19 protein-coding genes are annotated in these 26662 nt (G+C 60.5%); 11 read left to right on the top strand and 8 right to left on the bottom strand.

What is annotated here, in order from left to right; translation table 11 throughout:
• Positions 1–11 precede the first annotated feature (11 nt).
• The 4 genes from C7378_RS12470 to C7378_RS12455 form a co-directional block, all read right to left on the bottom strand.
• Positions 12–3137, bottom strand: coding sequence for an efflux RND transporter permease subunit (locus tag C7378_RS12470; RefSeq protein WP_131997177.1), 3126 nt, complete (start codon positions 3135–3137; stop codon positions 12–14).
• Between the two features lie 2 nt (positions 3138–3139).
• On the bottom strand, positions 3140–4432 hold the full coding sequence (locus C7378_RS12465) for an efflux RND transporter periplasmic adaptor subunit (RefSeq protein ID WP_131997174.1): 1293 nt from the start codon (positions 4430–4432) through the stop codon (positions 3140–3142).
• On the bottom strand, positions 4429–5754 hold the full coding sequence (locus C7378_RS12460) for a TolC family protein (RefSeq protein WP_243648231.1): 1326 nt from the start codon (positions 5752–5754) through the stop codon (positions 4429–4431). The genes C7378_RS12465 and C7378_RS12460 overlap by 4 nt, the downstream gene beginning before the upstream one ends.
• 193 nt (positions 5755–5947) lie before the next feature.
• Positions 5948–7315 carry a hypothetical protein gene (locus tag C7378_RS12455; RefSeq protein ID WP_131997168.1) on the bottom strand — a complete coding sequence of 456 codons (1368 nt, stop codon included), beginning with the start codon at positions 7313–7315 and terminating at the stop codon, positions 5948–5950.
• A 51-nt stretch (positions 7316–7366) separates the two neighbouring features.
• Between C7378_RS12455 and bcp the strand changes: the two genes are divergently transcribed.
• The 6 genes from bcp to mfd all read left to right on the top strand — a co-directional run bounded on the left by bcp (position 7367) and on the right by mfd (position 15230).
• Entirely contained in the window at positions 7367–7834 is a 468-nt protein-coding gene (bcp, locus tag C7378_RS12450) for a thioredoxin-dependent thiol peroxidase (RefSeq protein ID WP_131997165.1), read from the top strand.
• Positions 7835–8524 carry a DNA-3-methyladenine glycosylase gene (locus C7378_RS12445; RefSeq protein WP_243648230.1) on the top strand — a complete coding sequence of 230 codons (690 nt, stop codon included), beginning with the start codon at positions 7835–7837 and terminating at the stop codon, positions 8522–8524.
• Positions 8525–8582: 58 nt separating this feature from the next.
• Positions 8583–9035: a c-type cytochrome gene (locus C7378_RS12440; RefSeq protein WP_131997159.1), complete on the top strand. Its 453-nt coding sequence runs from the start codon at positions 8583–8585 to the stop codon at positions 9033–9035.
• Positions 9036–9114: 79 nt separating this feature from the next.
• Positions 9115–9825, top strand: coding sequence for a DUF4197 domain-containing protein (locus tag C7378_RS12435; RefSeq protein WP_131997156.1), 711 nt, complete (start codon positions 9115–9117; stop codon positions 9823–9825).
• A gap of 186 nt (positions 9826–10011) precedes the next feature.
• The gene (locus C7378_RS12430; RefSeq protein WP_131997153.1) at positions 10012–11586 is read left to right on the top strand and encodes a hypothetical protein; all 1575 of its coding nucleotides are present in this window, start codon (positions 10012–10014) and stop codon (positions 11584–11586) included.
• Between the two features lie 86 nt (positions 11587–11672).
• Positions 11673–15230: a transcription-repair coupling factor gene (gene mfd / locus C7378_RS12425; RefSeq protein ID WP_131997150.1), complete on the top strand. Its 3558-nt coding sequence runs from the start codon at positions 11673–11675 to the stop codon at positions 15228–15230.
• A gap of 5 nt (positions 15231–15235) precedes the next feature.
• Here mfd and murQ read toward each other — a convergent pair whose 3' ends face one another.
• The gene (gene murQ / locus C7378_RS12420; RefSeq protein ID WP_131997147.1) at positions 15236–16126 is read right to left on the bottom strand and encodes an N-acetylmuramic acid 6-phosphate etherase; all 891 of its coding nucleotides are present in this window, start codon (positions 16124–16126) and stop codon (positions 15236–15238) included.
• A gap of 71 nt (positions 16127–16197) precedes the next feature.
• Positions 16198–18015 (bottom strand): glycoside hydrolase family 35 protein, encoded by a 1818-nt coding sequence (locus tag C7378_RS12415; protein WP_131997144.1) that lies wholly within the window; start codon positions 18013–18015, stop codon positions 16198–16200.
• Positions 18016–18145: 130 nt separating this feature from the next.
• Here C7378_RS12415 and mltG point away from each other — a divergent pair, with 130 nt between their 5' ends.
• Both mltG and C7378_RS12405 read left to right on the top strand, forming a co-directional pair.
• Entirely contained in the window at positions 18146–19141 is a 996-nt protein-coding gene (gene mltG, locus C7378_RS12410; RefSeq protein ID WP_131997141.1) for an endolytic transglycosylase MltG, read from the top strand.
• Between the two features lie 28 nt (positions 19142–19169).
• The gene (locus tag C7378_RS12405) at positions 19170–20051 is read left to right on the top strand and encodes a hypothetical protein (protein WP_131997138.1); all 882 of its coding nucleotides are present in this window, start codon (positions 19170–19172) and stop codon (positions 20049–20051) included.
• Between the two features lie 60 nt (positions 20052–20111).
• On the opposite strand, the gene C7378_RS12400 is transcribed toward C7378_RS12405, so the two are convergent.
• Both C7378_RS12400 and C7378_RS12395 read right to left on the bottom strand, forming a co-directional pair.
• Positions 20112–21380 carry a DEAD/DEAH box helicase gene (locus tag C7378_RS12400; protein WP_131997134.1) on the bottom strand — a complete coding sequence of 423 codons (1269 nt, stop codon included), beginning with the start codon at positions 21378–21380 and terminating at the stop codon, positions 20112–20114.
• A gap of 322 nt (positions 21381–21702) precedes the next feature.
• Entirely contained in the window at positions 21703–22758 is a 1056-nt protein-coding gene (locus C7378_RS12395; protein ID WP_131997849.1) for an aldo/keto reductase, read from the bottom strand.
• Between the two features lie 162 nt (positions 22759–22920).
• Here C7378_RS12395 and C7378_RS12390 point away from each other — a divergent pair, with 162 nt between their 5' ends.
• The 3 genes from C7378_RS12390 to C7378_RS12380 are packed head-to-tail and all read left to right on the top strand — an operon-like array spanning position 22921 to position 26520.
• The gene (locus C7378_RS12390) at positions 22921–24648 is read left to right on the top strand and encodes an alpha-amylase family protein (RefSeq protein WP_131997131.1); all 1728 of its coding nucleotides are present in this window, start codon (positions 22921–22923) and stop codon (positions 24646–24648) included.
• A gap of 31 nt (positions 24649–24679) precedes the next feature.
• On the top strand, positions 24680–25729 hold the full coding sequence (locus tag C7378_RS12385; protein ID WP_131997128.1) for a galactitol-1-phosphate 5-dehydrogenase: 1050 nt from the start codon (positions 24680–24682) through the stop codon (positions 25727–25729).
• Complete coding sequence (locus tag C7378_RS12380) at positions 25726–26520, top strand: SDR family NAD(P)-dependent oxidoreductase (RefSeq protein WP_131997125.1); 795 nt, start codon at positions 25726–25728, stop codon at positions 26518–26520. Before C7378_RS12385 ends, C7378_RS12380 begins: the two co-directional genes overlap by 4 nt.
• Positions 26521–26662 lie beyond the last annotated feature (142 nt).

Genomic DNA, 26662 nt, shown 5'->3' with positions numbered 1-26662 from the left:
GATAAGTAACTCTACAAGTTACTTATCTTCTCGTCGTGCGATCGAGTCAGGAAGTAGTACACCGCCGGGGTCACGATCAGCGACAGCACCATTGAAATCAGCAGCCCTCCGATCACCGCAATCGCCAGGGGCTGCAGCATCTGCGAACCCGCCCCCAGCGCAAAGGCCAGCGGCAGCATGCCGCTCACCGCAGCCATTGCAGTCATCAGGATCGGCCGCAGCCTGCGCTGTGCGGCTTCAAGCATCGCTCCCTTGGCCGCCATCCCCTGCGCGCGGTACTTCTGATCTGCATCGAGAAGCAAAATGCCATTCTTCGCGACAATTCCGATAACCATGATCAGACCCATGAAAGAGGCGACATTGAATGTGATCCCGGTAATGAGCAACGCAAAGACGACGCCAGCCGTGGACAGGACAGAAGAAGTGAGGATGGCCGTCGGCGCGGAAAAGTTGTGAAACTCCGCCAGCAATACGCCGAACACCAGCATCAGCGCGATCAGCAATACCCGCACCAGCTCATGGAAAGACTTCTGCTGCTCCTGATACGTCCCGCCGTACTCTACGCGAACGGTGGAAGGCAGATGCATCGCATTGATCGCCCTCTGCACTTGCGCGATAGCGCCGCCCAGATTCGAGCCTTCGAGCCTCCCCGTGACGGTGATCAGCTGCTGGAGATTCTCTCTCTTGATCTCGTTCTGCGGTGGCAACTGTACGATATGCGCAAGCGAGCCAAGCGTCGCCGTCTTTCCCGTACTGCTGTTGAAGACCGTGTTGATAATATTCTCGAACGAACTGCGATGCGACTCATCCATGCGTACGCGGACTGTATATGGGCGATCCTTTTCGATAATCGGATTGGCCGTTGGCAGTCCATCGAGAATGGCCGTCGAGTCGACTGAAACTTCCTCCGGGGTGAATCCCAGTCGCGCTGCTACCGTTGGGTCGATCTGAAAATCCGTGGCAGGACCGCTGATCGTATTGTCGATGCCGTTCTGCACATCCACCACGCCGGGAATCTTGCCGATCGTGTCGGCGATCTGCGGTCCAAGTCTCGTCAACAGCGCCATGTCCTGTGAGAACAACTTGATCTGAATCGGCTCCGGCGAATTCGAAAGATCGCCGATCATGTCCTGCAGCACCTGGGTGAATTCAACATCAAGCTCGGGCTCTGAGGCGTGAACTTTGTTACGAACCTCGTTCATGATCTCGTCAATGCCACGGCTGCGGTCGCTCCGCAGCTTCACGGTGATGTCGCCGGTATTCGCCTCCGTAACCGCGGCGAGCCCCATCTGCAGACCTGTGCGTCGTGAAATGCCATCGACCTCCGGCACCGACAGCAGAATGCGCTCCACATGGCTGACTACGCGGTTCGTCTCGGAGAGCGAACTCCCTGCAGGCATGATGTAGTCGACGATAAAGCCGCCCTCATCCATCGCCGGAAGCAGATCGGAACCCAGCGATTGAAAGGCAACATAGGTGCCGCCGATCAGCACAAGGCAAGCCGCCGCCAGCAGCAATGGCCTCGCCAGCGCAACCTCGAGCACCCGCTTGTGAGCACGAAGCACGCCCTGCATAATGCGCCCATGGTGCTCGTGCGCCTCCCCGTTCTTCGTCGTACGCTTGCTCTTGAGCAGTACCAGGCTCAGACTCGGCGTCCAGCTCAAGGCCAGCAGTAGCGATGTCAGTAGCGAAACCGTCATGGTAATCGCCAGCGCACGGAAGAACGTACCTGTCACTCCCGTCACGGATATCAATGGAAGAAAGACAACGATCGGAGTGATCGTTGATCCGATCAAAGGTACGGTTATTTCCTTGAATGCCTTCCGCACAGCCTCCGTGCGGCTCTCGCCGCTGTCGCGATGGAGAACGATATTCTCAACCACAACAATGGCATCGTCGATCACCAGGCCGACTGCTGCCGCCAGGCCGCCCAGCGTCATCAGGTTAAAGCTCTGCCCTGTAGCCCAAAGGAAGACAATCGTAACCGACACGGTTACAGGAATCACCAGCCCCGCTACCAGAGACGAAGTCCAGTCGCGAAGAAAGACAACCAGGATGATAGCCGCCAGCACCAGCCCGATCAGGATTGCATCCCGTACGCTCTTAATACTGTCACGCACCAACAGCGATTGATCGTAATAGGGCTTGATAGTTACACCCGGCGGCAGTGTTTTCCTGAGCTGGGCAATCTTCGCAGCAACTGCATCCGCCACTGAGACCGTATTGCCGTTAGGCTGCCGCGTGACATTCAGCAGAACCGCAGGCTTGCCCTCTGCGGTGACAATTGTATAAACCGGCATAGGTGCACGTCGCACCTCCGCCACATCGCCCACATGGACCGGTACTCCCGAAGCTGTCGTCTTGACTGCAAGCCCTGCCAACTGGGCTGCGTTTTTGGCCTGTGCGCCGACCAGTCCGAGAATAAGCTCGTGACTCGACTCGTAGAGTCCCGGCGAGTCCACCAGATTTGAAAGTTGAATCGCATTGACCAGATCGCTGATCGTGACACCGGTCGCCAGCAGCTTCGCGGTGTTGGGAATAACGTGATACTCCGGCACCTGACCGCCCTGCACCGTTACCGTACTCACGCCCAGTACGCGATTCAACGGCGGCTTCAGGTTATAGGTCGCCAACTCCCAGAGCGCCGTTTGCGAGAGCGTATTCGATGTGAGGCTGTAGCCGAGAATAGGAAATGTCGCAAACGTCAACCGGTCGGTACGAATGCGCGCTGTCGGCGGCAGCGTCTGTTCCACCTTTGAGAGCGCCGCATCCACCAACTGCAGCGTCGTCACCATGTCCACGTTCCAGGCGAAGAAGAGGCTCACCTCAGCCGATCCGCGACTGGTCGTCGAGCGCACCGTCTGTAGCCCTGGCACGCTGTTTACGGCGTCTTCAATGGGCTTGGTAATCGTCACCTGCATCTGCTCGACAGGCATCACACCGTTGTCGATGCCGATGACCACGCGCGGAAAATTCGTATCGGGGAAAACTGAGATCGGTACCTGGAAGGCGAAATACGCACCTGCAATTGCCAGCACGATCGTGAAAAAAAAGATCGTCCGCGACATGCGAACCATCCAGAACGACTGATCGCCTGTCTTGCTGTTCTCTGGCGCATTGACCGGGCGGTGCAGCATGCTCACAGTCCGCCCCCGCTGTCTTTCTTGCCCACTTCGGTGCTCTTCTCCATCTCCTCGGCGGAGACGACCTTCACCTTCGTACCATCATCGAGCCCATATCCACCCGTCGTGGCTACCTGCTGCCCGTTGCTCAACCCCGCGGTGATCTGCGCCTCTTCGCTATCGCGGATACCAACCGTCACCGGCTTCTGATGCACCACGCTATCCGCACCGATCAGCATGACCGTATCTCTGCCGTTCTGGTCTTTTGAGAGCGCAGCCGCCGGAATGACGAGCGTATCCTTGACCGTCGGCCCGGTCATCGTCACATGCACAGGCGTGCCCGGCTTCAGCTCGCCTGCCTTATTTTCGATACGCACCCAGACCTCAACCGTTGTGCTGCCCGGGTCAAGCGCCGGACTTACAAGAGCGATCTTTCCGTCGACCGGTGCAGTCAGCCCCGGCACCTTCACTGAAGCATCCGCCCCCACCCTCAGCAGCTGCGCCTGGGCCTGCGGCAGATGCACCTTCGCCAGTAGCGCCGATATATCCATCACCGTAATCAGCGGCGCGCCAGCTGCCGCCGTCTCCCCTGCATAGAGCGGGCGGTCCGTAACTACGCCGCTTATCGGGCTTGTGATGTGCGAGTAGTTCAGATCGGCCTCGGCCGTCTGGTACTTCCCCTGTGCTGATTCCAGCTGGCCCTTCGCGGATCTGAGAGCCGCTTCTCGCCCCACTGATTTGATTCCTTCAAGGCGCTTCTGCGCGGCATCATAGGCAGCCTGCGCCTGCACCAATGCAGCCTTCGCCATATCCACATCGCGGCCGGCAATCGCTCCTTCTGAGAAAAGCTGCGTGCGGCTATCCACGATCTTCTGGTTCAGGTTCAGGTTGGCCTGTGCCTGCTCCAAATCAAGCTGCGCCTGCTGGTACTGCTCGGGAACCTGCGCCTTCGTGGTCGTCTCGTAGACCGCTTGAGCGGAGTTGTAGGAGCCCTCCCCTTCGAGCGCTGCGCCTGCGAGATCCTGGTTTTCCAGTGTCGCCAGCAGTTGACCAGCCTTCACCTTTGCGCCGCGCTGCACATAGAACTTCTTCACTGGAGCGGTGATCTTCGGCGCAATCGCCGCCTGGGCCACAGGCGAGAGCACCGCATCGCTCTCCACGTGTTCGGTGATCGAGCCTGGCGCGACGGTAGCCGCCTGCACGCTCACCACAGCCTCCGGAACAGCTTCCTGCTTGGCGCAGCCCGCCGCCACCAGCGCAATCGGCAAGAGAGCCACGGCAAAATATTTAACAATGCAATCGTTCTTCATAGCGTTCCAGTCAGTGTCTGCAGGTTGGCAAGAGCCATACGATATCGAACAATTCCATCGGCGCGCGCACTTTCTGCAAACGTAAGCTGATTCTGCGCGTCCACCACTTCCAGCGCAGTCGATTCACCGGCCTTGTAGCGTAAGCTCGTCAGCCGCAGCCCTTCGCGCGCTGTATTCACGCTGGTGCTCAGCGATTGCAGTTGGTCATGCGCAGTAACCGCTTCGCTGTAGAGTTCATCGAACTGCGCGATGAGCCGCTTCTGCGTGTAGCTCAGCTGCGTAACGGCCACCTGTCTGCGAATCTCGCTTTGCTTCACCCGGTCATGGGTTGCAAACCAGTCCCATACTGGAATATCAAGCGTGACCGCGGCAGAGTAACCCAGATTCTGCGCCTGGCCGGCGCCTGGCACAAGCGGCCCGCTGAGGGCAAACTGAGGCGCGTCGATGCCATACACAGCCGCCAGCCCGACGTCTGGAAGATAACCCGCCTTGGCTGCAACAACTTCTTTCTGGCTGGCCCCGACGGCCGCCAGTGCCGACCTCAGCTGAGGATTATTCTTTTGCGCTGCAGCTTCCACGTCTCCACGTGAGGGGAGAGCGGGCTGGGCTCCGCCATCCTCAAGCGCAAATGCCGTACGCGGATCAGGGAACAACAGCACCGCCAGATCCAGTCGCGCTCTCTCCGCATTCAGCCGGGCGTCATCCCGATCGCGCGACCGCTGCTGCATCTGCAGGTCGGCCTTCAGCACATCTGCATGGGCAACTTCGCGGCCTTGCTCGAGCTCCCGCGTCAGCTTGTCGAAGTTCTGAGCCTCGTCATAGGCGCGCTCAGTGACCGTGTACTTCTGATCCGCTGCAAGCAGCGAATAGTAGCTGTTGACCACCGTCGCCACCAATCCGCGCCGCGCAATCTCCTGCTCGGCTGCAGCCTGCGCCGCCAGAAAGTCAACCCTCTGATAACTGGCGATCCGGGCCAGGCCTATCGTCTCCGTAACCTCGGCCTGGCTTGCATACTCGTGCACCGCATTATTGGCTATGAATATGGGAGCCGCCTGACTTCCGGTCTGCCCTCCCTGGTTCACCAGCCCATTCGGCTGGGTGTAGAGCGCCTGGTTATGAAAAATCACCCCGGGCAGCAGTGTTGATCTTGCAATCCCTCGATCGTAGGCTGCCGTCTTCCCACTGGCGACTGCGCCGGCGTAGGTCGGATCATTGATCTCTGCCCGGCGGATCGCCTCGTCGAGCGAAATCATCACGGGCGGAGCGGAAGGAGCAGCACTCCCCGCCTGCGTCTGGGCCGAAACCTGGGCCGATAGCTGCATCTGTCCCTGAAGAGAGGACTGCGCTTGCAGGGGAACGCCTGCCGAAAATGCCAGGCAAATCCCCAGACCGACCAATGCTCTTCGCCTGGCAGTCAAGAATTCAAGGGGATCCAAATCCATGTCCATTAGCTGCATAAGCTTCGCATTTACTCTTGAAGCCTACACGGTAGACCTTAAGCTAATCTGAATGCCCTCACGGCATCGATCCGCTGACAAATGCCTGCTCCGCAACTCCTCCGGCCACACGATAAATGGCAAACTGGCGATCCCGGCTGCTCCGCAGCTCAAAGATCAACTCCGCCTGTTTATCGCCATCCGTATCCGCGGCATCCACCAGCCTCATCCTCGGGGTCACATCAAGCTGGTCGCCCCGCGTCACCTGCTTGAAGAGCACTCGCGGATTCCCGTAGAAATCGGGCTGCGCGATCAGCGCCACATACTTCGTCGCGGGCCCGCCATCGCCAACCTGCGCCGTGAAAACCAGTGTCGATCCTCCGCCATAGGAGAGCTCATAGGCCCTGAAAACTTCATTTGTGAACATTGGCAACGGCTGCGCTGGAGCTGTCTTCGCGGCAGTCTTACGCCGATGAGCTGCCGTTGACCTGGTACTCTTCTGCGAGACTGGAGCCGGTCCAGGCCCGGGCGGCGCGATCAGCTTCTGCGCAATCTGTTCCATGGCTGTCTGCATCTTCTTAGCATCACCCGGATCAGCCCACGTATAGCCCCACGCGTGTGGCTCGCTCTTGCTCGCATCGGAAATCGCAACCACCTGCTGCATATTCGCCGGATCGCCCTCAAGTTTCGATGGCTGGTCGATTTTTTCGAGATTCGCAGGCACCCCACGCCGCAGGTGCGGACGGTCCGGGTCAAGGTCGCTGGTAGACGTCACCGGGGAACCCGCCCCTTCTGACTCCTTGCTCACCTTTTTGCCCTCAGGACGACGCCGCAGCGTTGGCCGTTCTGGGTCGACCGGCGGTGGCGCGCTCTTCGCCGTCGTCGCACTCGTATCCGTCGGCGTCGTCTGGCCGCCCTTTGTCTGGCCTGCAGGCTCATTCCGGCTGCTCTTGTCTACTGCAAAGTGCGGCCGGTTAGGGTCCACCTCCTTCACCACCTTGGGAGGCGTCCGCGAAGCATGCAGTCTGGGTTTCGCCGGCACAATCAGCGGCTCCCAACGGCCGATCCCTATCCAGCTGCCGTTCAGCCGCTCGGCCGCGTTCACAGCGTAGAGCCCTTTGGGCGTTCCAGCCTGCTCCAGTTCATATTCGGTTCCAGCTTCCACCGCGAGCGGAGCGGGCTGCGCCAGGTAAAGGCCGCCGGGCTGATAGCCTTCCCCATCGAAAACCGCTATCGGCAGCAGCCTGCTTGCCGTCGGCTTGCTCAACGGGCCCAGATATTCGAGCACCGCAGTCGCCCGCAGGGGCGCAGGCGTATCCCCCTTCGCCTGCGTGTGTGCTGGGTCCTGCTGCGCATACAGAGTCAATCCCGCGCAAATCACACCCCAGGCCGCTACCCTATGAAACTTTTTGCGAAATTCTCCGCCCATCCGTGACACAGCTTTCATGCTTAAGGAACAATCTATAAGACGCAACATTTATTCAACAGGAGTCCTCCCATGGAGCTACACGAAAAAGTCGCCGATTTCACCCTGCAGGATGACCAGGACAAGACCGTCCACCTCAGCGACTTCAAGGACAAGCCCGTTGTCCTCTTCTTCTACCCCAGGGCCGATACGCCCGGCTGCACCATTGAGGCCTGCGGTTTCCGCGACACGTTCACCAAGCTCCAGAAGGCCGGAGCCGTCGTCCTCGGCATCTCCCGAGACACACCCAAAGCGCAGGCGAAGTTCAAAGCCAAGTACGACCTCAACTACCCGCTGCTTGCCGATGTTGACGAGAAGGTCTGCAATCAGTTCGGAGTCCTCAAAGAGAAGAATATGTACGGAAAGAAGGTTATGGGCATCGAGCGCACCACCTTCGTCATCGGTCCCGACCAGACCCTGCTCAGGATCTTTCCCAAGGTCAAGCCCGAAGGCCATGCCGAAGAAGTTCTTGCCGCCATCAAGGAACTCAAAACGAAGTAAATGCCGTCAGCCCATCCTTTCGCAATCCATCGCGAAAGGATGGAGCATCATCAAAATCCTCAGCCTCAATATCAACACGCCCTACTTACGCCACTGGCCACTCCTCTCCAACGCGATTTCTTCCTCCCCGCGCCGGATAGAGTTGCGCGCGCCCTTCTCGGCAAGCTCATCGTCCGTATCCTTGACGGCGAACAACTCACTGGCCGCATCGTCGAAACAGAGGCCTACTTCGGCCTCGATGATCCGGCAGCCCATGCCTATGCCGGAGAAACTGCCCGCAACCGCATCCTCTTCGGCCCTCCCGGACACGCGTATGTCTACTTCATCTACGGCATGCACTATTGCCTCAACGCCTCCTGCGAACCTTCCGGCCATGCAGGCTGCGTGCTCATCCGCGCGCTTGAGCCCCTCAGCGGTCTCGCCACCATGGCGCGCCTGCGCCGGCAGCCGGCATCGCGGCCTCACCTGCTCACCTCCGGCCCCGGCAAGCTTTGCCAGGCCCTCGCCATCACCCGCGCAGATAGCAACGGCTCCGACCTCACCGACCCCAACGCCAGCCTCTTCTTCGCCGATGATGGTTTCCGGCCCGCGCAAATCGCGGTCACACCGCGCATCGGCATCAGCAAGGCCGCCGATCACCCGGCTCGCTTCGTGATTCCCCACAGCAAATTTCTTTCCCGCGCCCTGTAACCAATTGCCGTGCTCACCCGTATACTTGGCAGCACCCGCTGACGGAGACTTTTTTGCAATGATGAACAAAGCTTCCCTGGTGACGCTCGCCGCCATCCTATCGCTCACGCCCGCTATCGCCTTCTCGCAGAAAGCGAAAACGCCACCGCAGGATATGCACCATGAGCTGCCTAAACCCACCAACCTCCAGGTGCTGCCGCGCGACATCCCGCCCAAAGAGCTCGTCACGCTCATGCGCGGCTACGCTGGCCAGCTGGGGGTCAAATGCAATTACTGTCACGCCCGCGACGAGCAAACGAAGAAGCTCAACTTCGCCAGCGATGCCAACCCGCAAAAGGCCAACGCGCGCACCATGATAGCCATGACCATGGAGATCAACCAGAAATATCTCAGCCGGATCAAAGACCCCGATATGCCGATGGTTTCCAAGGTGGAGTGTGGCACATGCCACCGCGGCCACGACGCACCCGAGGCATACATTCCTCCCCCGGAGAAGCCAGAACATCACTAAATTCTGGCCCTGGGAAAGCAACTCTACACGCCGGCTCTTCCGGGGCTACAATCGGGCTGCACTGCCAGGAGCCTCCATCATGAAGCTGCGCGCCGTCACGCTCGCCTTGGTTCTTCTCAGCCCCTTCACCGTCGCGGCTGCCTTCGCGCAATTCCCGCAGCTGCCCGGCTTCGGCTCAGCGTCTAAACTCAATGACACGCAAATCGCTTCCGGTCTCAAGCAGGCTCTCTCTGTCGGCACTGAGAACGCGGTCAAGCTGGTAGCCAAACCCGGCGGCTATCTCGACAACAGCGCCATCAAAATCGGCCTGCCCTCCAACCTTCACCCCGTCGAGCAAATCCTCCGCGCTGCGGGTCAGGGTGCGAAGATTGACGGCTTTGTCGCCAGCATGAACCACGCGGCAGAGAGCGCAGCGCCCGCCGCGGCAGGCATCTTCGCCGATGCCGTCAAGCAGATGACGATCGAAGACGCACGCAAGCTTCTCAACGGCGGCAACACGTCCATCACCGACTACTTCAGATCCAAGACATCAGCCAGCCTCGCCGCCGCCTTCCGCCCGCATGTTGAGGCGGCGATGAAGTCCAATGGCGTCACCCAGCAGTATCAGTCGCTCGCAGGCCAGCTGCCGAGTCTGCCGTTCATGAAAAGCTCAAGCCTCGACATCAACACCTACGTAGTCAACAAAGCGCTCGACGGCCTCTTTTACATGCTTGGCCAGCAGGAGCAGCAGATACGCAAAGATCCCGCCGCCCGCACAACCTCACTGCTCAAACAAGTCTTCAGCCGCTGAACTACTCCCCACCAGCGTCATCTTTCGCCGCCAGTTTCGCATCTGGCTGCGTTCATCCGTACTCGCTATCGAGTTGTTCGCCCTGTGCTCTGCGTCACCGCTCTCTCTCGGACACAGGATCCAAGATCACCCTGTACCTGACAAGTTTCACATCCACCCACTTTCAACAGCAGGGAAGAACAACTCATGAGAAAAACGATCCTTGTTCGAAATGCCTTTTCTCTCGCCATCCTGGCGGGAGCCTGCATCGCATCTGCCCAGTCTGCTTGGACGACCGTAGTGAACAACAGCAGCGTCATGCCCGGAACCAACACCACCTTCAACAGCTACAATCAACCCTCGGTTAACGCGTTTGGCGACGTAGTCTTCCGCGCACGCAGCAAAGGCGGCAATGGCGGCGAGCCCACTCACGGCATTTACCTGCGTGATATGCTTCGCCGCACTCAGACGGTACGCATCTTCGACAGAAGCTCCGCCGTCCCTCAGCCCGATAACACTGGCGCTACCTTTACTGAGTTTCCATCCTTCCCGCGCATCGACCTCCTCAGCCCCACTCTGGCAACACGCGGCACGTCGAAACCCGTCTGGAACTACCAATTGGCCGACGGCTCCGATACTAAGACTGGAACATCCGGCGTCTACGTCGTGCGAAATGGCACGCCCCTTACAGCCGCAAGCCAGCTCGGCGCGGTACCAGGCTATTCGCGCTTTCAGGTCCCCGGAGAGAATGTAGCCTTAAAGTTCGACCAGTTCCCAGGAGCTCCTGCAATCACCGGCAACCTGCTTGTCTTCAAGGGCAACTATACGGACGAAAGCCTCAGCAAAACGGGCGTCTACTTTCGCGACTTCACCGCTCGCAAGGGCCTTGATCCCATCCAGCGCATCGCAGACACCTCTACCCTCATCCCCAATCGCCGCTCTGGGAGCGCCCAGGCCTTCGGGGCCACCGCTCCCCCCAGCGCCGCCTTCGGACTAGCCGTCTTCACCGCATGGGACGATGAAGACACTCCCACCATGGGCGGCATATATCGCGCTCCGCTACGAGCAAACCCCGCGCTTACGACCATCGTCGGCATCGGCAGCCAGGTGCCGGGGGAAACCTCCGGCGTCACCTTCAAAAATTTCGGGGAAAACCTCTCCTTCGACGGTCGCTTCCTAGCCTTCTGGGGCTCCTGGGGAACCGAGCAGCGAGACGTCACCCTCCCCTGCCCGACCGACGGCAACAAGGACCTGATCGCCTACTGCAACAGCCTCTATCCCGGTGGAGTCACCACCATGTCGGTCCCGAAGCATCAGGGCATCTTTGTTTATGACAGCATCACCCGCCGGATCACCCCGCTTGCCCAATCACCCACCAACTTCGATGACTTCCTCTACTGGGTCTTCTCCGGCAAACCGCCAGGAACCGGCGGTAGTGAAAGCGAAGACGGAGAGCCCGCACGCTGGCGCTCCTCGGCCTTCAATGCCGTCTCCGGACGACTGTTTAGCTTCCAGGCAATCTTCAAGGCGCACAAGGATAAAGGCCTCGTCGATGGCATCTATCACGTCGATGGTCCATCCAGGCCTTCCATCACCACTATCCTCGACACCACCATGTCGGGGCAGACCGTCGATCGCAGCGCGCCTGCCGGCTCCACCATCACCGCCCTCGGCATAGAGCGCGAAGGGCTCAGAGTGGGCTGGCTTGCCATCACCGCCAGCATGCTCAACCCGGAAACCAGTGAGAGCTGGGGTGGCATTTATATCAAATACCTGCCCTGATCCTCTCCCCTGCCAGCAGGAAGGCCTTCTGCCTTCCTGCTGCCTCCTTCCATCTCTCACCCTCACCCTTGCTAAACTTAAGCTGCATGATCCTACCCTTTGTCCGCGAGCTGCTCGCGGACCTGGAGCACTCTCCCGCCTTTGAACAGGCCGAGCGCCACCTGGCCCTCGCGCGTGGAAGACGCCGTGTCTCCGGCATGACCTCCACCGCGCGCGCTCTCTATCTCCCCCTCTTTGCTCGCGCCGCGCGCGTCCCCGTCGTCTTGCTGGTTGCAGATAATAAGGCCGCCGATGCCATGCAGCTCGCACTCCGCGCAGCCTGCGACCTCACCGGCGCCGTTGCGCCTGAGGCCGTGCTCAAACTGCCAGCCCACGACGTGCTCCCCTTCGAGGGCATCTCGCCCCACCCTGACGTACAGGAGCAGCGCGCCGCGGTCCTGTGGAAGATCGCAGCCGGCGCCGCATCCATTGTCATCGCTCCCGTTGAAGCCGCCGCGATGAAGCTCTTCGGCACTGACTATTACGCCGGGCTCGCCACGATCCTGCGCCGCGGAGAAGAGGTCGACGTCGACTCCCTCATCGGCCACCTCTCCAGCGTCGGCTATACGCGCATGGATCTCGTCGAGATGCCCGGACAGTTCACCCGCCGCGGCGGTATCCTCGATCTCTATTCCCCTGAATCTGATCGCCCTGTCCGCATCGAGTTCTTCGGCGATGAGATCGAATCCATCCGCAAATTCGATCCTGAGACGCAGCGCTCCTCCACGCCTCTCGATGAGGCCGTCCTGCTGCCGCTCACTGAAACTCCTGTCACCGAGCGCCTGCTCGCCGCCGTTCATGCCCGGCTCAGCGGCGCCCGCCTGGAGTCGGCCGATGATCCCGACCTCGTTGCGCAGTCCATCGCCGCTGGCGGAGTCTCCGTCTTTCCCGGCTGGGAGTTCTTTGCCTCCGTCGCCGGAGCAGACAAAACCCTGCTCGATCTCTTTCCGCGGTGCGTCCTCTTTGTGGAAGAGCCCGCCATGCTTAAGAACCAGCTCGACCGCTGGTGGAACAAGGTTGAGCAGCGCCACGACCGCAGCGGGATCGGCTCTCTGATCGCTCCGACCGACATCTACCTGCGCCCTGAACTCCTGCTCGCCCGGATGGGCTCGCATCCCGGCCTCGACATTGACCAGCTCGGCGCCGTAGACGTTCTCGAAGAAGATGCGACCCTCGGAGAAATCGCCTTCAACTCGCGTCCGACTCTACGCTTCCACGGCTCTATCCCAGCCATGATCGAGCAGATCCGCACCCTCATGCAGCAGGAGACACGCATGCTGCTCGCCGCCCCCAATCAGGGTGAAGTTGAGCGCCTCGCCAATCTCCTCCGCGAGTATGAGGTTCCCTATCGCCTCGGCAGCCGCCTGCAGCACGCCGGCAGCGAAAACATCTATGACGAGTCGAGCTACCTCGCGCGTGATTTCCGCACGCCCGTTCTCGTCCGCTGCACCCTAGCCAACGGCGTCAGTCTGCCGGATGCGAACCTCGTCGTCTTTGGCGCCAACGACTTCTCCGATGAAGCCGACGTCACCGCTCGCCCAGCGCCGCGTCGCTCCAAGACCGCAGCCTTCGTCTCCGACTTCCGCGATCTCGCCGTCGGCGATTACGTTGTCCACGTCGAGCACGGTATCGCCCGCTACATGGGGCTCAAGGAGATCACGCAGGACGCAATCAACATCGAGTTCATGATCCTCGAGTTCGCCGAGCAGGCACGCCTCTATGTCCCGCTCACGCGCCTCGATCTCATTCAGAAATACCGCTCCACTGACGCTGGTCCCGCACCTGTCCTCAACCGCCTCGGCTCGCAGCAGTGGGCCAAGACAAAGGCCCGCGTCAAGAAGGCCATGCAGGACATGGCAGATGAGCTGCTCAAGCTCTATGCCCAGCGCAAGGCAGCCCAGGGCCATGCCTTCCCGCCTGACAACGAGTTCCAGCGCGAGTTTGAAGATGCCTTCGACTACAACGAGACGGAAGATCAACTCTCCGCCATCGCCGACATCAAGCGTGACATGGAGTCGTCCCTTCCCATGGATCGCCTGCTCGTGGGCGATGTAGGCTACGGCAAGACGGAAGTGGCCATGCGCGCCGCCTTCAAGGCCGTGCAGGATGGCCGCCAGGTTGCCGTCTTAACGCCCACCACTGTCCTCAGCTTCCAGCACTTCGAAACCTTCAAGAACCGCTTCAAGCAGTTCCCCATCAACATCGAGATGATCTCCCGCTTCCGTACTGCCAAGGAGCAGAAGATCATCCTTGAACGAGTCGAGGCTGGCAAAGTCGATATCCTCATCGGCACTCATCGCCTGCTCTCCAAGGACCTCCAGTTCCACAACCTCGGCCTGCTCATCGTCGACGAAGAACAGCGCTTCGGCGTGCGCCACAAGGAGCGGCTCAAGCAGATGCGCCGCGAAATTGACGTGCTCGCCATGTCCGCGACGCCCATTCCGCGCACCCTCCACATGTCGCTCGTCGGCCTGCGCGATATGAGCGTCATCGAGACGCCGCCTAAAGACCGCATGGCCATCCAGACAGTCGTCGCCAAGTTTGATGAGAAGCTCATCCGCTCCGCAGTCGAAGTCGAACTCGAACGCGGGGGGCAGGCCTACTTCGTTCACAACCGCGTGGAGACTATCTATGAGATAGCTGCCAAGATACAGGAGCTGGTTCCCGCCGCGCGCGTCATCGTCGGCCACGGCCAGATGAGCGAAGGTGAGCTCGAAAAGGTCATGCTCGCCTTCATGCACCACGAGCACGACGTTCTCGTGGCCACCACCATCATCGAAAACGGCCTCGACATCCCGCTCGCCAATACCATCGTCATCAACCGCGCCGACCGCCACGGCCTTTCGGAGCTCTATCAGCTACGAGGCCGCGTAGGCCGATCCAACCGCCGCGCCTACTCCTATCTGCTCATTCCGCCTGAGCAGGAGCTGACCGAGATTGCGCGCCGGCGCCTCGCCGCCCTCAAGGAATTCTCCGATCTCGGCGCAGGCTTCAAGATCGCCGCCCTTGATCTCGAACTCCGCGGAGCCGGCAACATGCTCGGCGGCGAGCAGAGCGGACACATCGAGGCAGTCGGCTTTGAGATGTACACCTCGATGCTCGAAGAAGCAGTCAGCAAGCTCAAAGGCGAAGAGCGTGTGGAGCGTCCACCCACTCAGCTCAATCTCGGCATCAGCCTCCGCATCGACGAGAGCTATATCACCGAAGAGAATCAGCGCCTGCGCATCTACAAGAGCATCGCGGGCTCCCAGTCTCTCGACGCCGTCGAGAGCATCCGCGCCGAACTGGAAGACCGCTACGGCCCGCTGTCTGAGAACGTCACGCATCTGCTCGCGGCCTCGCGCCTGCGCATTGAATGTGAACAACTCGGTGTCTCACAGATCGATCGCAAGAAAGATCAGCTCCACATTCGCTTCACTGGAAATGCAGGCGTCGATCCGGGCCGCCTGATGAAGATGGTCGCAAAAAATGCGAAGCGCGGAGCGCAGTTCACCCCGCAGGGTGTGCTCCGGCTGCCCCTGACTGCAACGAAGCCCGATGAAGTACTGGCCGAAGTTCACACTCTGCTTGATGAGCTCGCCATCCGCGAGCCCGTCGCTTCCTAGCGGCTCTACTCTCCCAGCGCCGTCCGCAGCCGGCCATGCGTCGCCGCCAGCCGCATTTCAGCCTCGCCTTTATTGAGGCCGAGCCGGTGCATCAGCACGGCAACCTTCACCGAACCCGCCTGCCGCAAAAGCTCCGCGGCTTCAGCCGTTTCAAGTCCAGTAATCGAGGCAACGATGCGCCGCGCACGATCTACGAGCTTCGCATTCGTCGGCTGCACGTTCACCATCAGGTTCCCGTAAACATACCCCAGGCGCACAAAGACACCCGTCGTAATCATATTCAGCACCAGTTTGGTCGCTGTCCCCGCCTTCATCCGGGTCGAGCCGGTCACCACCTCGGGGCCGGTTGCCGGCGTGATCGCAATCTGCGCCGCCAGCGCCACCTGCGATCCCGGCACGCAGCTCAACCCGATTGTCGCCGCGCCGATGTTGCTCGCATACTCCATCCCGCCCAGGACATAGGGCGTGCGTCCACTGGCCGCAATCCCCACCAGGACATCTTTCGCGGAGAAGCCGTGTGCCTCCAGGTCCGCGCGGCCCTGCCCGGGATCGTCCTCAGCAAGCTCCACCGCATTGCGCAGCGCCACATCTCCGCCCGCGATAATCCCCACCACCATCTCCGGCGGAGTGTTGTAGGTTGGCGGACACTCAGACGCATCGAGCACGCCCAGCCGTCCTGAAGTTCCCGCGCCGAGGTAGTAGAGGCGGCCACCTTTGTCCAGCCTGTCCACCGTCGCGTCGATCGCCAGCGCTATCTGCGGCAGCTCGCGCTCCACAGCCGCCATCACATCGTGATCCGCGGTGTGCATCGCATGAACCAGTTCCAGCGTGCCCAGCCGATCAAGATTTTCCGTTGCGGAGTTCCGCGCTTCTGTCAGCAGCTGGTCAAGTTTCAAAGGATCGCGTTCCAATTCTCGTGAGGTTCGTCTTAAGCGTATCGCCACAGGGCGTGAGCAATCATCGCAGCTTATTTCACCGGTGCGTCCAGCACGGGTTTGTCCAGCCCCTGCATCGTGCGTCCGGCGCCGCCATCCAGATCGAACACCACCACCTCATTCGCGCCGCTCTTCAGCCACGGCCCCGGCAGATAGAGTGTCTTCTGCGGCCCTATATTCCACACCCGCCCCAGCGCGCGTCCATTGATCCAGACCTCACCCTTCGTCCACGCGCTCGTATCCAGGTGGGTGTCCGCAGTCTTGCTCACGTTGAAGGCCGCACGATAAAAGCAAGGTCCTGTGCAAGGCTCATCGGTAAAGGGCAGCGAAGCAGTCGCGGTCATCGGCAACGGATAGTTCTCCCATCCGGTAACCGGCTTGCCTGCAGCAGTCACGCCCCCCAGTATTCCCACACGCTCCCCGCGGATTACGGTCGTATAGTTCACCCGCCCCGTATTCTCAACCAGAATATCCAGCTGCGAGCCTGCAGGCGCATCCACCTGCAGCCCCGTCTGGTTCAGGCGTCGATCGACCGAGCCGATGTACTTCCCACCCACATAAACCCGCGCATAGTCATGCAGCGTATGCAGCGCCAGTTCCCCCGACACAGGCTGCTGCAGCTTCGTCCGATAGAGAATATAGCCATACGCCTGCCCCATATCTTCCATCGTCAGCGGCTGTTCGGAGTGCGTTGGCGCAGGCAGCGTCTTCCACAGCGAGACCGACTGCGCAAACTTGAAGGGCGCAATCGCGACCGCAACTGGAGCCGCAGGAACCGGCGGCGGCGTCACACCCGTATCTTTCGAGATCACATCGCGAAAGGCGAAATACTTCGGCGTAGGATGACCACTTTCATCGAGCGCGGCGTCGTAGTCGTAGCTGGTCACGTCCGGCTGATAGTCCTTGCCGTTGGAGTTCGCCCCGTTCATCCATCCAAAGCTCGTGCCTCCCTCGAACATGTAAATGCTCACCGAGTAGCCCTGCTTCAGCATCCAGTCCAGGTCCGCGACCTGCTGCTTCATGTTTGTCACCGCATGCTTCGAGCCCCAGTGATCGAACCAGCCGTCCCAGTACTCGCCCGTCATGAATGGCCCCTGCGGCCGAAACTTCTTCAGCAGCGGATAGCTCCTCTGCGCGTCGCCCGGGCCAAAATTGATCGCCGCAGGCAGCTCCGGCAGCGTGCCCTTGGCCAGCATGTCCGCGCCGTCCGCCGTGTAGAGCTGCGCCTTGGTAAACCCGGCATCGACAATCATCTTGTGAATCTGCTCCATATAGGCGTGATCATCGCCAAAAGAGCCGTATTCGTTCTCCACCTGCACGGCGATAATTGGGCCGCCGTTGCCGATCTGCAGCGGCGCAACCTGCTCGCCGAGCTTCTTCATGTATTCGCTGGCAGCAGAGATGAAACCGGGATAGCTCGAACGCACCACCATGTTGTGGTCCTTAAGCAGCCACGCCGGAAAACCGCCAAACTCCCACTCCGCGCAGGCATAGGGGCCCGGACGCAGAATCACGTACAGCCCCTCCTGCTGCGCCTCCCGCACAAACTCCGCCACATCCCGGTTGCCGGTGAAGTCAAACACTCCGCGCTCCGGCTCCTGTTCATTCCAGAAGACATACGTGGTAATAGTGTTCAACCCCATCGCCTTGGCCATCTTCAGCCGATCGCGCCAGTAGGCGCGTGGCACCCGTGCATAGTGGATCTCGCCCGAAATAATGCGGAACGGTTTCCCATCAAGCGTGAACTGCCCATTCTGGACAGTAAAACTGCGCGGCTGAGCGGAGGAAACGAGCGGCGCGAAAGCCGCAGCAGCAAGCATGGAAGAAAGCACAAATCGCCGGAGACTCATCGGGTCGAGTGTATCAGCTTGAATCCTGCGCACCTATGCCCGCGCAAACCACGCCAGCATCATAAAATTGAATAGGTTCGGCCCGTTACCCAATCCAAAAAAGGGGCTGAATCAATAAAGGGTCTTTTGCGTGAAGCGTTTTTTCGGATTGCTCCTGTTGTTGATCGTAGTGGCTGCCTCGACCGTTGCCTTCGTGCTGCTCACGCCCACTGGCCCGCACACGGAAACCTTTCTGGAGATCGCCCCCGGAACGCCGACAATGAAGATAGCCGCCCAGCTCCAGCGCCAGGGATTCATTCTGAATCGCTATGTCTTCGAAGCGCTGCACGTTGTGCGCGGCGGTTCGCTCAAGGCTGGCGAGTATCGTTTCGATCACCCTTCACGCATGAGTGAGGTCTACTCGCGTCTCGTCCGTGGCGACGTCTATACACGCGCGCTCACCATCCCCGAGGGTGCAAACATCTTCGACATCGCGCAGCGCGTGGAAGCGGCCCAGCTCGGCTCCCGCGAAGCCTTCCTTGCCGCCGCCCGCAAAGACACCGCGCTCATCTCCGACATCGATCCCCTGGCCGATAGCCTGGAAGGCTATCTCTTCCCGGATACGTACCACTTCGAACGGCTCGTCACGCCGGAGCACATGGTCGCCACCATGGTCAGGCGCTTTCGAGAAGCAGCCGCCCTCGCAGGGCTGACCACTGGATTTCATAAGGTCATCATCATTGCCTCACTCGTTGAGAAGGAAACCCCGATCGATAGCGAGCGGCCCCTAGTGGCCAGCGTCTTTGAAAACCGCCTCGCCCAGGGCATGCCGCTGATGACCGATCCGTCGGTCATCTACGCCGCGCTGCTCGACGGACGCTATCGCGGTACGATTTATCAGTCTGACCTTGCGGCGGATTCGCCTTACAACACGTATAAGCATGCAGGACTTCCGCCCGGCCCTGTCTGCAATCCCGGCATGACGTCCATCAAGGCGGCGATGTCACCAGCGAAGTCGAACTACCTTTACTTTGTCGCAGCAGGCGCGGATCCAGCAGGGCACTCCCGCTTTGCAGCCACTCTCGAAGAGCACCAACGCAATGTTGCGGCCTACCGGCACGCAGTCCATGCGGGCGGAACACAATAAGCACCGGAGCAGTTACTTTTTTTGAGGCATGATGCGTAAGCGATGGATTCAGGCAATGGCGATGCTGCTGCCGGCGTTGACCGGATGCCTGAAGCATACCCGTAAAGTGATGCAGGTTAGCATGCCGGGAGTCGTCATGAGCGCCTCCGGCTCTCAACTGGTCGACAGCATCAACAAGCAGTACGATGCAATCGACTCGCTCAACGCCAAGGTTGAATTTCGCGCCTCGGCCGGCGGCGCGAAGAAGGGCAAGGTCACTGACTATACGTCCTTCAGCGGCTATATTCTGCTGCGCAAGCCGGAGAACCTGCGCGTCCTCGGCCTGGTTCCTGTGTTGCACACTATCGCCTTTGACCTTGCCAGCGACGGTCAGACCTTCAAACTCTACATCCCCATCAAGAACAAGGCCATCGTCGGGTCGAACTCCGTGACCGTGCAGTCCACCAATCCGATTGAGAACCTTCGGCCCAACATCTTCTTCGATTCGCTGCTCATCCACAGCATTGGTCCGGACGAGCTCTACTCCATCACCAATCAGACCAAGACCGTACAGGATTCCAAAAAGAAGCGGCTCATCGTCCAGCCGGACTATGACCTCAACGTCCTCCGCAAACAGCCGGACAGCAACGAACTCATCCCCGAGCGCGTCATCCACTTCAGCCGCATCGATCTTCTCCCCTACGAAGAGGACATCTATGACAAGAACGGCGATATCGAGACCCAGGCTCTTTACGGCCCATATCAGACCTTCGGCACCGCAAAATTTCCCGGCATCATCACCATCCGCAGGCCGCTTGAGGAATACCAGATCGTCATCACCATCCAGAAGCTCACGGTCAACCAGAAGCTCAACGACAACCAGTTCCAGATGAAGATTCCCGCCGGCGTGCAGACCCGAATCATCAAATAAAGAAGGGCGCAGCCATCAGGCCGCGCCCTTCTTTCGCTACTGTTGGGAAAGCTTCCGCTCTTACCGCGCTGCGTACTTCTGCAGCGATTCGCCTTCAAGATAAACGCCCGCCGGCATATTGCGGCGACCGCCACTCTTTCCGCGCGTGGGAGCTGGCGCCCCCGCGAACTTCAGCTTTGCTGTATCCACCATCTGCCCGCGCTGTTCGCGAACCAGATTTTCCTTGATCGCGATACGCTCGATCTTCAGGTCCAGCGAACGCTCGAAGCGGGCAATTTCGCGCCGTTCGATCGGCGTGTAGAAACTCGCCGCAATCCCTGTCGCACCAGCGCGACCTGTACGGCCCGCACGGTGGATGAAGTCCTCTGCCATCTTCGGCAGGTCGTAGTTGATGACCTGCGCGATGTTGTCGCAGTGGATGCCGCGCGAAGCGACGTCCGTTGCTACCAGCACCTGGGCGCGGCCCTTCTGGAAGGACTCAAGCGCACGGTTGCGCTGCGACTGGGAACGGTCGCCGTGCATCACCGCTACCGAAACGCCTGCGCGCTCCAGCTTCCTGGCCACATCTTCTGTACGCCGCTTGGTCCCCACAAAGATCAGCGACTGGCCGGCCTCGTTTGAAACCACGCGATGGATCAGCGCCGCCTTCTGGCTCTGCTCCACTTCATAGGCGATCAGCTTGACCGATGAAGAAGTCTTCTGGGTCGAGCCGAACGACAGGCGAACCGGGTTGCGCAGCACCTCAGCCAACAGGTGAGCAACCGCCGGGTCCACCGTTGCCGAGAAGCAAAGGGTCTGCCGCTCCTTGGGAATCTTTGAAACAATGCGGCGAATCGCCGGAACGAAGCCCATGTCAAGCATGCGGTCTGCTTCGTCGAGGATCAGCATTTCAATCTTGTCGATCTTCAGCATCCGGCGTTCGAGCAAGTCTTCGAGCCGTCCCGGAGTGGCAATCACAACGCGCGCTCCTCCGCGGAGGTCGCTGATCTGGCCCTTTTCGCTGGCGCCGCCGATCACGACTGCTGCCTTCGGCAGGTAGCGTCCCACCAGGTCGCGATACTGCTTCTCGACCTGCAGCGCGAGCTCGCGGGTAGGAACCAGCACCAGCACAGCCGGGTGTTTCCCCTGCGTCTTCTGCAGGCGTTCAATCGCTGGAATCAAAAAGCTCAGAGTCTTGCCTGTGCCCGTCTGGGCAGTCGCGTGAACGTCTTTGCCTTCCATCGCCTGCGGGATGGCTGCATCCTGCACAGGGGTCGGCGTAACGAAGTTCAGCGCGGCAAGTTGTTTTTTAAGGTTGGAGGAAAGGTTTAGTTCTGAAAAAGGTGTCATCAAAATTCGGTCTGCTCTCTTGGGATTGGCAGCCGTGTCGGTATGGACTCACGTGATCCTTTGCTCAATCGATTTTGGTTTGCAAAGACAAACAGGGCGGGTGTGCCCGGGAAGGAGTTCCAGCTAAGATCTGGGCTGGAGGCATCACCTGATCCGGATGATTCTCTGCTTGCGCAGGGATCAGGCTCTTATGCATCTGTAGGATAGCATGTCTGTCAGAGTTACGGGGACACATTAACTCCCTGATAACCTCACGAGGCAACGTAGCTCACTTTTGCGACTGCACAAATGCTGGCGAGGGAAACGCCGGCAGGCACTTCCCTCAAGGTCGCCCGAGAAACCGGAAGAACAGCGCCTGCTTCGACACCGGCTCGGCCTTTGCGATCAGCTCCTGCATCTGCTGCTCATTGAACGGCGTAAACTCCCGCGCCAGCGATACATTCTCTTCCAGCTGCGCCACTGAATCGCATCCGATGATCACCGTACTCACCGGCCGCGACAGCGTGTAGTACATCGCCTGCCGCATCGTCAGTGTGCCCGGCTTATCCGTCGGCACAATTCCTTCCCAGGAGTGAAGCTGCTTCTCCATCGGCGGCGGGGTCCAGCTCGCCAGCAGCCGTCCTCGCGACGGCACCTTCATGCCGATAATGCCCATCTGCTTTTCAACTGCCAGCGGCAGCAGTTGATCGGTAAAGCTCCAGTGGTGCGGGTCCGCGGCATTCATCGCCATCAGGATGCAATCGAAAGGATAGCGATTGATCGCCTCCATCAATGCGTCTGGACGATGATGGCCCGTCACTCCGAGAAAGCGCACGACCTTCTGCTCATGCATCTCAATCAGCGCTTCCATCGCGCCGCCCTTCGCAAAAATCTGGTCGACATCTTCCGGAATGCCCACATCGTGCAGCTGCCACAGATCGACGTGGTCCGTGTTCAGTAGCTTCAGTGACTCCTCGATCATGCGCATCGAGCCGTCGCGTGTCCGTTCCTTCGTCTTCGTCGCAAGAAACGCCTCGTTACGCCGCCGTTTCATCACCACGCCCACATACTGTTCGCTCCACCGCGCAGGACCGCCGTAGATCGACGAAGTGTCGAGATAGTTCACTCCAAGATCAAGCGCGCGATCGATAATCGGCACCGCCACATCGAAATTGTTCGGCCGCTCGATGGAGGCCTGCCCGCCCAGACTGAAGATCCCGACCTTGTAGCCAGTCTTGCCCAGGTTGCGCGTCGGCATCGCAGCCTGCGTCCGGGGGTTCACGGGTAGCGGCGGCAGCGTCCCGGCGCGCGCAATCGCTGGCCCGGCAAGCACTGCCGCAGCGGTCAACGCACCACTGCTCTTCAAAAAATCGCGACGATTGGGACGGGAAGGATTCATATCTGCTCCTGCAAGCTGTTGTATCAAAGATTACTCCCTCGCGCACTGTCTCCTCCTTCGCGAGAACATGAGACGTGTCGCTGCAAAGCAAGCGCATGCCCATGCATCCGCACCTTGCACTTCACATTTTTGTACGATGGACGGGCTGCTTTTGGAGGAATCTTGGACGAAGCGAACTCTCGCATCCTGCCCACCCGCCGCTCTGTACTGCGCGGCATCGGCCTTGCCGCCTGCGCCGGCGTAACCCTTGCGGCTGATTCGCAAACCCCGGCAAGCCAGAGCCCTGGGGTCTCCGCTCTCCACCATGATCGCACCTTCGTCGATCTCCTGCGCTCTCCCGACCAGGCGACGGCGTATGTCGAAGAGGCCGGCGCGGTCCCGCTCACGAGGTCCGGCAATGCGTGGCATGGCAACGGCATCGCTCTCGTCTGCGAAGACAAACCCGGCGAGCTGCCTCTTACCGTCACCGCGACCTCCCCGCTGCTTCGCATCCATCTCCGCTGGAAAGCCACCCTGCCTGAAGGCCTGAGCGTACTCGGCGATGCATGGGAGCGTAGCTATGGAGATCTCGGCTGGCGCGGCATGGTTCCCGAGCGCCCCATGCCCTGGTACTTCCTCACCTTCGACGGCAGGAGCGTCCACGCCTACGGCGTCAGGACAGGCGCAGGCGCACTCGCCTTCTGGCAGTGCGATCCCGAAGGCATCTCCCTCTGGCTCGATCTTCGCAACGGTGGCAAAGGCGTCCTCCTCGGCAGCCGCACTCTCTCTGCTGCAACTGTCCTCGCGCGCCAGGGACATCCCGACGAATCCGCCTTCGCCAATGCGCGGACCTTCTGCGCCATGATGTGCCCGCAGCCGCGCCTGCTGCCGCAGGCCGTCTACGGCAGCAACGACTGGTACTACGCCTACGGAGACAGCTCCGCAACAGATATCCTGCGCGACGCCAGCCTCATGGCGGAGCTCGCCCCTCAGTCAGGTCCGCGCCCCTTCACCATCGCCGATGAGGGCTGGAAGAACGTCCAGAAGTTTCCCGACATGGCCGATCTCGCCGCGAAGATCCACAGCAAAAGCGTCCGCCCCGGCCTCTGGGTGCGTCCTCTACGCGCTCGCGGCGAAACCGACACCACTCTGCTGCTGCCTTCCGCACGCTTTGGAGCTCACAGTGAAGACGCCGCCTCCAATCGGGCTTACGACCCCACCATCCCCGAGGCTCGAGACAAGGCGCTTGAAAAAGTTCGCCAGGCCGTCTCGTGGAAGTACGAACTGGTCAAGCACGACTTCACCACCTTTGACCTCCTCGGCCAGTGGGGCAGCACAATGGGCGCATCGCCGACGCTCCCCGGCTGGAGCTTCCACGATCGCTCGAAGACCAATGCCGAGATCATCCACCAGCTCTACCAGGAGATTCGCACCGCTGCCGGCGAGCAGACCATCATCCTCGGCTGCAACGTTATTGGCCATCTCAGCGCCGGCATCTTTGAACTGCAGCGCACCGGCGACGACGTTAGCGGCCGCAACTGGGAACGCACCCGGCGCATGGGCGTCAACACTCTCGCCTTCCGCCTGCCGCAGCATCGCACCTTCTTCACCCTTGACGCCGACTGTGTTCCCTTCACTAAGGACATTCCCTGGAGCCTCACCAAGTCCTGGCTGAGAGCCGTCGCCACCACCGGCACCGCGCTGCTCGTATCCCCCTCCCCTGACGCCACTGGCGCGGAGCAGAAACAGGCTATCCGCGAAGCCTTCCGCATCGTCGCCAGCCCCGGAGCAACCGCGCGTCCAGAGGACTGGCTCCTCACCCGCACTCCACAGTCGTGGAGAATCGGGAATACCGAAAGTCTCCGCTATGAGTGGCTGGAGAGCGGCGGCGCATGGCCTTTCGCTATTTGAAAGAGTTACCCTCTACGAATCAGGAGTTCTAATGAAGGCGTTGCTTCTCACCGAGTACAACAACCTCACCATCACCGATCTGCCCACGCCCGCCATCGCAGCCGACGAAGTCCTCGTCCGCGTCGCTGCCTGCGGCATCTGCGGCAGCGACGTCCACGGCTATGACGGCTCGTCCGGGCGGCGGATTCCACCGCTCGTCATGGGCCATGAGGCCGCTGGCACTGTAGCTGCCGTAGGCTCAGCGGTGACGCAATTCGCCGTCGGTGACCGCGTCACCTTTGACTCAACCGTCTACTGTGGCCGCTGCGCCTACTGCCTCCGTGGTGACGTCAACCTCTGCGACCAGCGGCAGGTTGTCGGCGTCTCCTGTGGAGACTACCGCCGCAACGGCGCGTTTGCCGAATTTGTGACCGTCCCTGAGCGCATCGTCTACCGCCTGCCGGACACGTTGCCCTTTGCCCAGGCCGCAATGCTTGAGGCAGTCTCAGTGGCGCTCCACGCCGTGCGCGTCTCCGACCTTAAGGGCGGAGAGACCGCGCTGGTCATCGGCGCCGGAATGATCGGCCTGCTCACTCTGCAGGCAGCCCGGGCCGCAGGATGCAGCCGCGTGCTCATCACCGACGTTGACCCGTCCCGGCTCAAGATGGCCGCCGATGCCGGCGCTGACGAAACCTTCCTGGCCTCTGAAGTCGTTGCCGCCGTCGCCAGCCAGACCGGCGATCACGGTGTCGATGTAGTGTTTGAGGCCGTGGGCCGCTCTGAAACCATCAATACTGCCCTTCAATGCGTAAGAAAGGGCGGCACCGTCACCCTCATCGGCAACATCACCCCTGAGATCACGCTGCCCCTGCAGCTCGTTGTCAGCCGCCAGATTCGCCTTCAGGGCACCGCCGCTTCCTCTGGCGAATACCCTGAAGCCATCCGCCTCGTCGCCGAGGGCAAGATTCAGGTCCAGCCTCTCATCACCGCCGTCGCACCTCTTGAAGACGGCCCCAGCTGGTTCGCCCGCCTCCATTCCGGCGAGCCCAATCTCATCAAAGTCGTCCTCTCGCCTGAGCCGGAAACGGCGGTGGCCCAATGAGCGAAAACTTCTTCGACCTCACCGGCCAGGTAGCTGTCGTCACCGGCGCCAGCCGCGGCCTCGGCCAATACTTTGCACGGGCGCTCGCGCGCGCCGGGGCGGATCTTGTCCTCACCAGCCGCGACGCCAACGCCCTCACCCCTTTTGTTAAGGAGATCGAGGCGCTCGGCCGCCGCGCTGTTCCCCTCGCCCTCGACGTCCGCGATCATGACAGCATCCAGCGCATGGCCGAGCAGGCCTCTGCCGCGTATGAGCAGCTGCACATCCTCGTCAACAATGCGGGCTGCAACGTCCGCAAGCCCGCGCTCGACATCACCTGGGACGATTGGAACCTCGTTCTCGACACCAACCTGCGCGGCAGCTTTTTTGTGGCCCAGGCCATCGCCCGGCAGATGCTGCCGCATGGCTATGGCCGCATCATCAATATCGGCTCCGTCACAAGTGTCATGGGCTATGCAGGGCTAGCCCCTTATACCGCCAGCCGTGGCGGCATCCGTCAGCTCACTATGAGCCTGGCTGCCGACTGGGGCGGCCAGGGCGTTACCGTCAACTGCCTCGCCCCCGGCTGGTTCCGCACTGAGCAGAACAAGGTCCTCTACGAAGATGCAGGCTGGGTGGACTACCTCGTCGAGCGCATCCCTGTCCGGCGTCCCGGCGCACCCAACGACCTAGACGGCGCGGTTGTCTTTCTTGCCTCTGAAGCCAGCCGCTACGTCACCGGTCAAACCCTGCTCATCGACGGCGGCATCTCTACCGGAGCTCTCCGCGCCACTGTCTCCAAGCGCTCCTGACACCCCCGGTGATTACTTTTTATTGGGCGGCGAGCATCCCCTCGCCGCCCTTCCTCTTTTCAAAAGCTCGGCGCTCGGCGAAGATAGAAATAACTAATCTTTCTTAATTTTTTTTGGTGATCCACGAGCTGGACGATTTTTG

The sequence above is a fragment of the Acidipila rosea genome (assembly GCF_004339725.1).
GTDB lineage: Bacteria > Acidobacteriota > Terriglobia > Terriglobales > Acidobacteriaceae > Acidipila > Acidipila rosea.
Note: the sequence above shows the minus strand (reverse complement) of the source record. Positions and strands in the feature narration are given on the sequence as shown.

Bases quoted from the DNA above. Each gene is read 5' to 3' on its own strand.
- C7378_RS12470 (WP_131997177.1), bottom strand. From the start codon at position 3,137: ATGCTGCACCGCCCGGTCAATGCGCCAGAGAACAGCAAGACAGGCGAT.
- C7378_RS12465 (WP_131997174.1), bottom strand. From the start codon at position 4,432: ATGAAGAACGATTGCATTGTTAAATATTTTGCCGTGGCTCTCTTGCCG.
- C7378_RS12460 (WP_243648231.1), bottom strand. From the start codon at position 5,754: ATGCAGCTATCGGCCCAGGTTTCGGCCCAGACGCAGGCGGGGAGTGCT.
- C7378_RS12455 (WP_131997168.1), bottom strand. From the start codon at position 7,315: ATGAAAGCTGTGTCACGGATGGGCGGAGAATTTCGCAAAAAGTTTCAT.
- bcp (WP_131997165.1), top strand. From the start codon at position 7,367: ATGGAGCTACACGAAAAAGTCGCCGATTTCACCCTGCAGGATGACCAG.
- C7378_RS12445 (WP_243648230.1), top strand. From the start codon at position 7,835: ATGCCGTCAGCCCATCCTTTCGCAATCCATCGCGAAAGGATGGAGCAT.
- C7378_RS12440 (WP_131997159.1), top strand. From the start codon at position 8,583: ATGATGAACAAAGCTTCCCTGGTGACGCTCGCCGCCATCCTATCGCTC.
- C7378_RS12435 (WP_131997156.1), top strand. From the start codon at position 9,115: ATGAAGCTGCGCGCCGTCACGCTCGCCTTGGTTCTTCTCAGCCCCTTC.
- C7378_RS12430 (WP_131997153.1), top strand. From the start codon at position 10,012: ATGAGAAAAACGATCCTTGTTCGAAATGCCTTTTCTCTCGCCATCCTG.
- mfd (WP_131997150.1), top strand. From the start codon at position 11,673: ATGATCCTACCCTTTGTCCGCGAGCTGCTCGCGGACCTGGAGCACTCT.
- C7378_RS12415 (WP_131997144.1), bottom strand. From the start codon at position 18,015: ATGAGTCTCCGGCGATTTGTGCTTTCTTCCATGCTTGCTGCTGCGGCT.
- C7378_RS12405 (WP_131997138.1), top strand. From the start codon at position 19,170: ATGATGCGTAAGCGATGGATTCAGGCAATGGCGATGCTGCTGCCGGCG.
- C7378_RS12400 (WP_131997134.1), bottom strand. From the start codon at position 21,380: ATGACACCTTTTTCAGAACTAAACCTTTCCTCCAACCTTAAAAAACAA.
- C7378_RS12395 (WP_131997849.1), bottom strand. From the start codon at position 22,758: ATGAATCCTTCCCGTCCCAATCGTCGCGATTTTTTGAAGAGCAGTGGT.
- C7378_RS12385 (WP_131997128.1), top strand. From the start codon at position 24,680: ATGAAGGCGTTGCTTCTCACCGAGTACAACAACCTCACCATCACCGAT.
- C7378_RS12380 (WP_131997125.1), top strand. From the start codon at position 25,726: ATGAGCGAAAACTTCTTCGACCTCACCGGCCAGGTAGCTGTCGTCACC.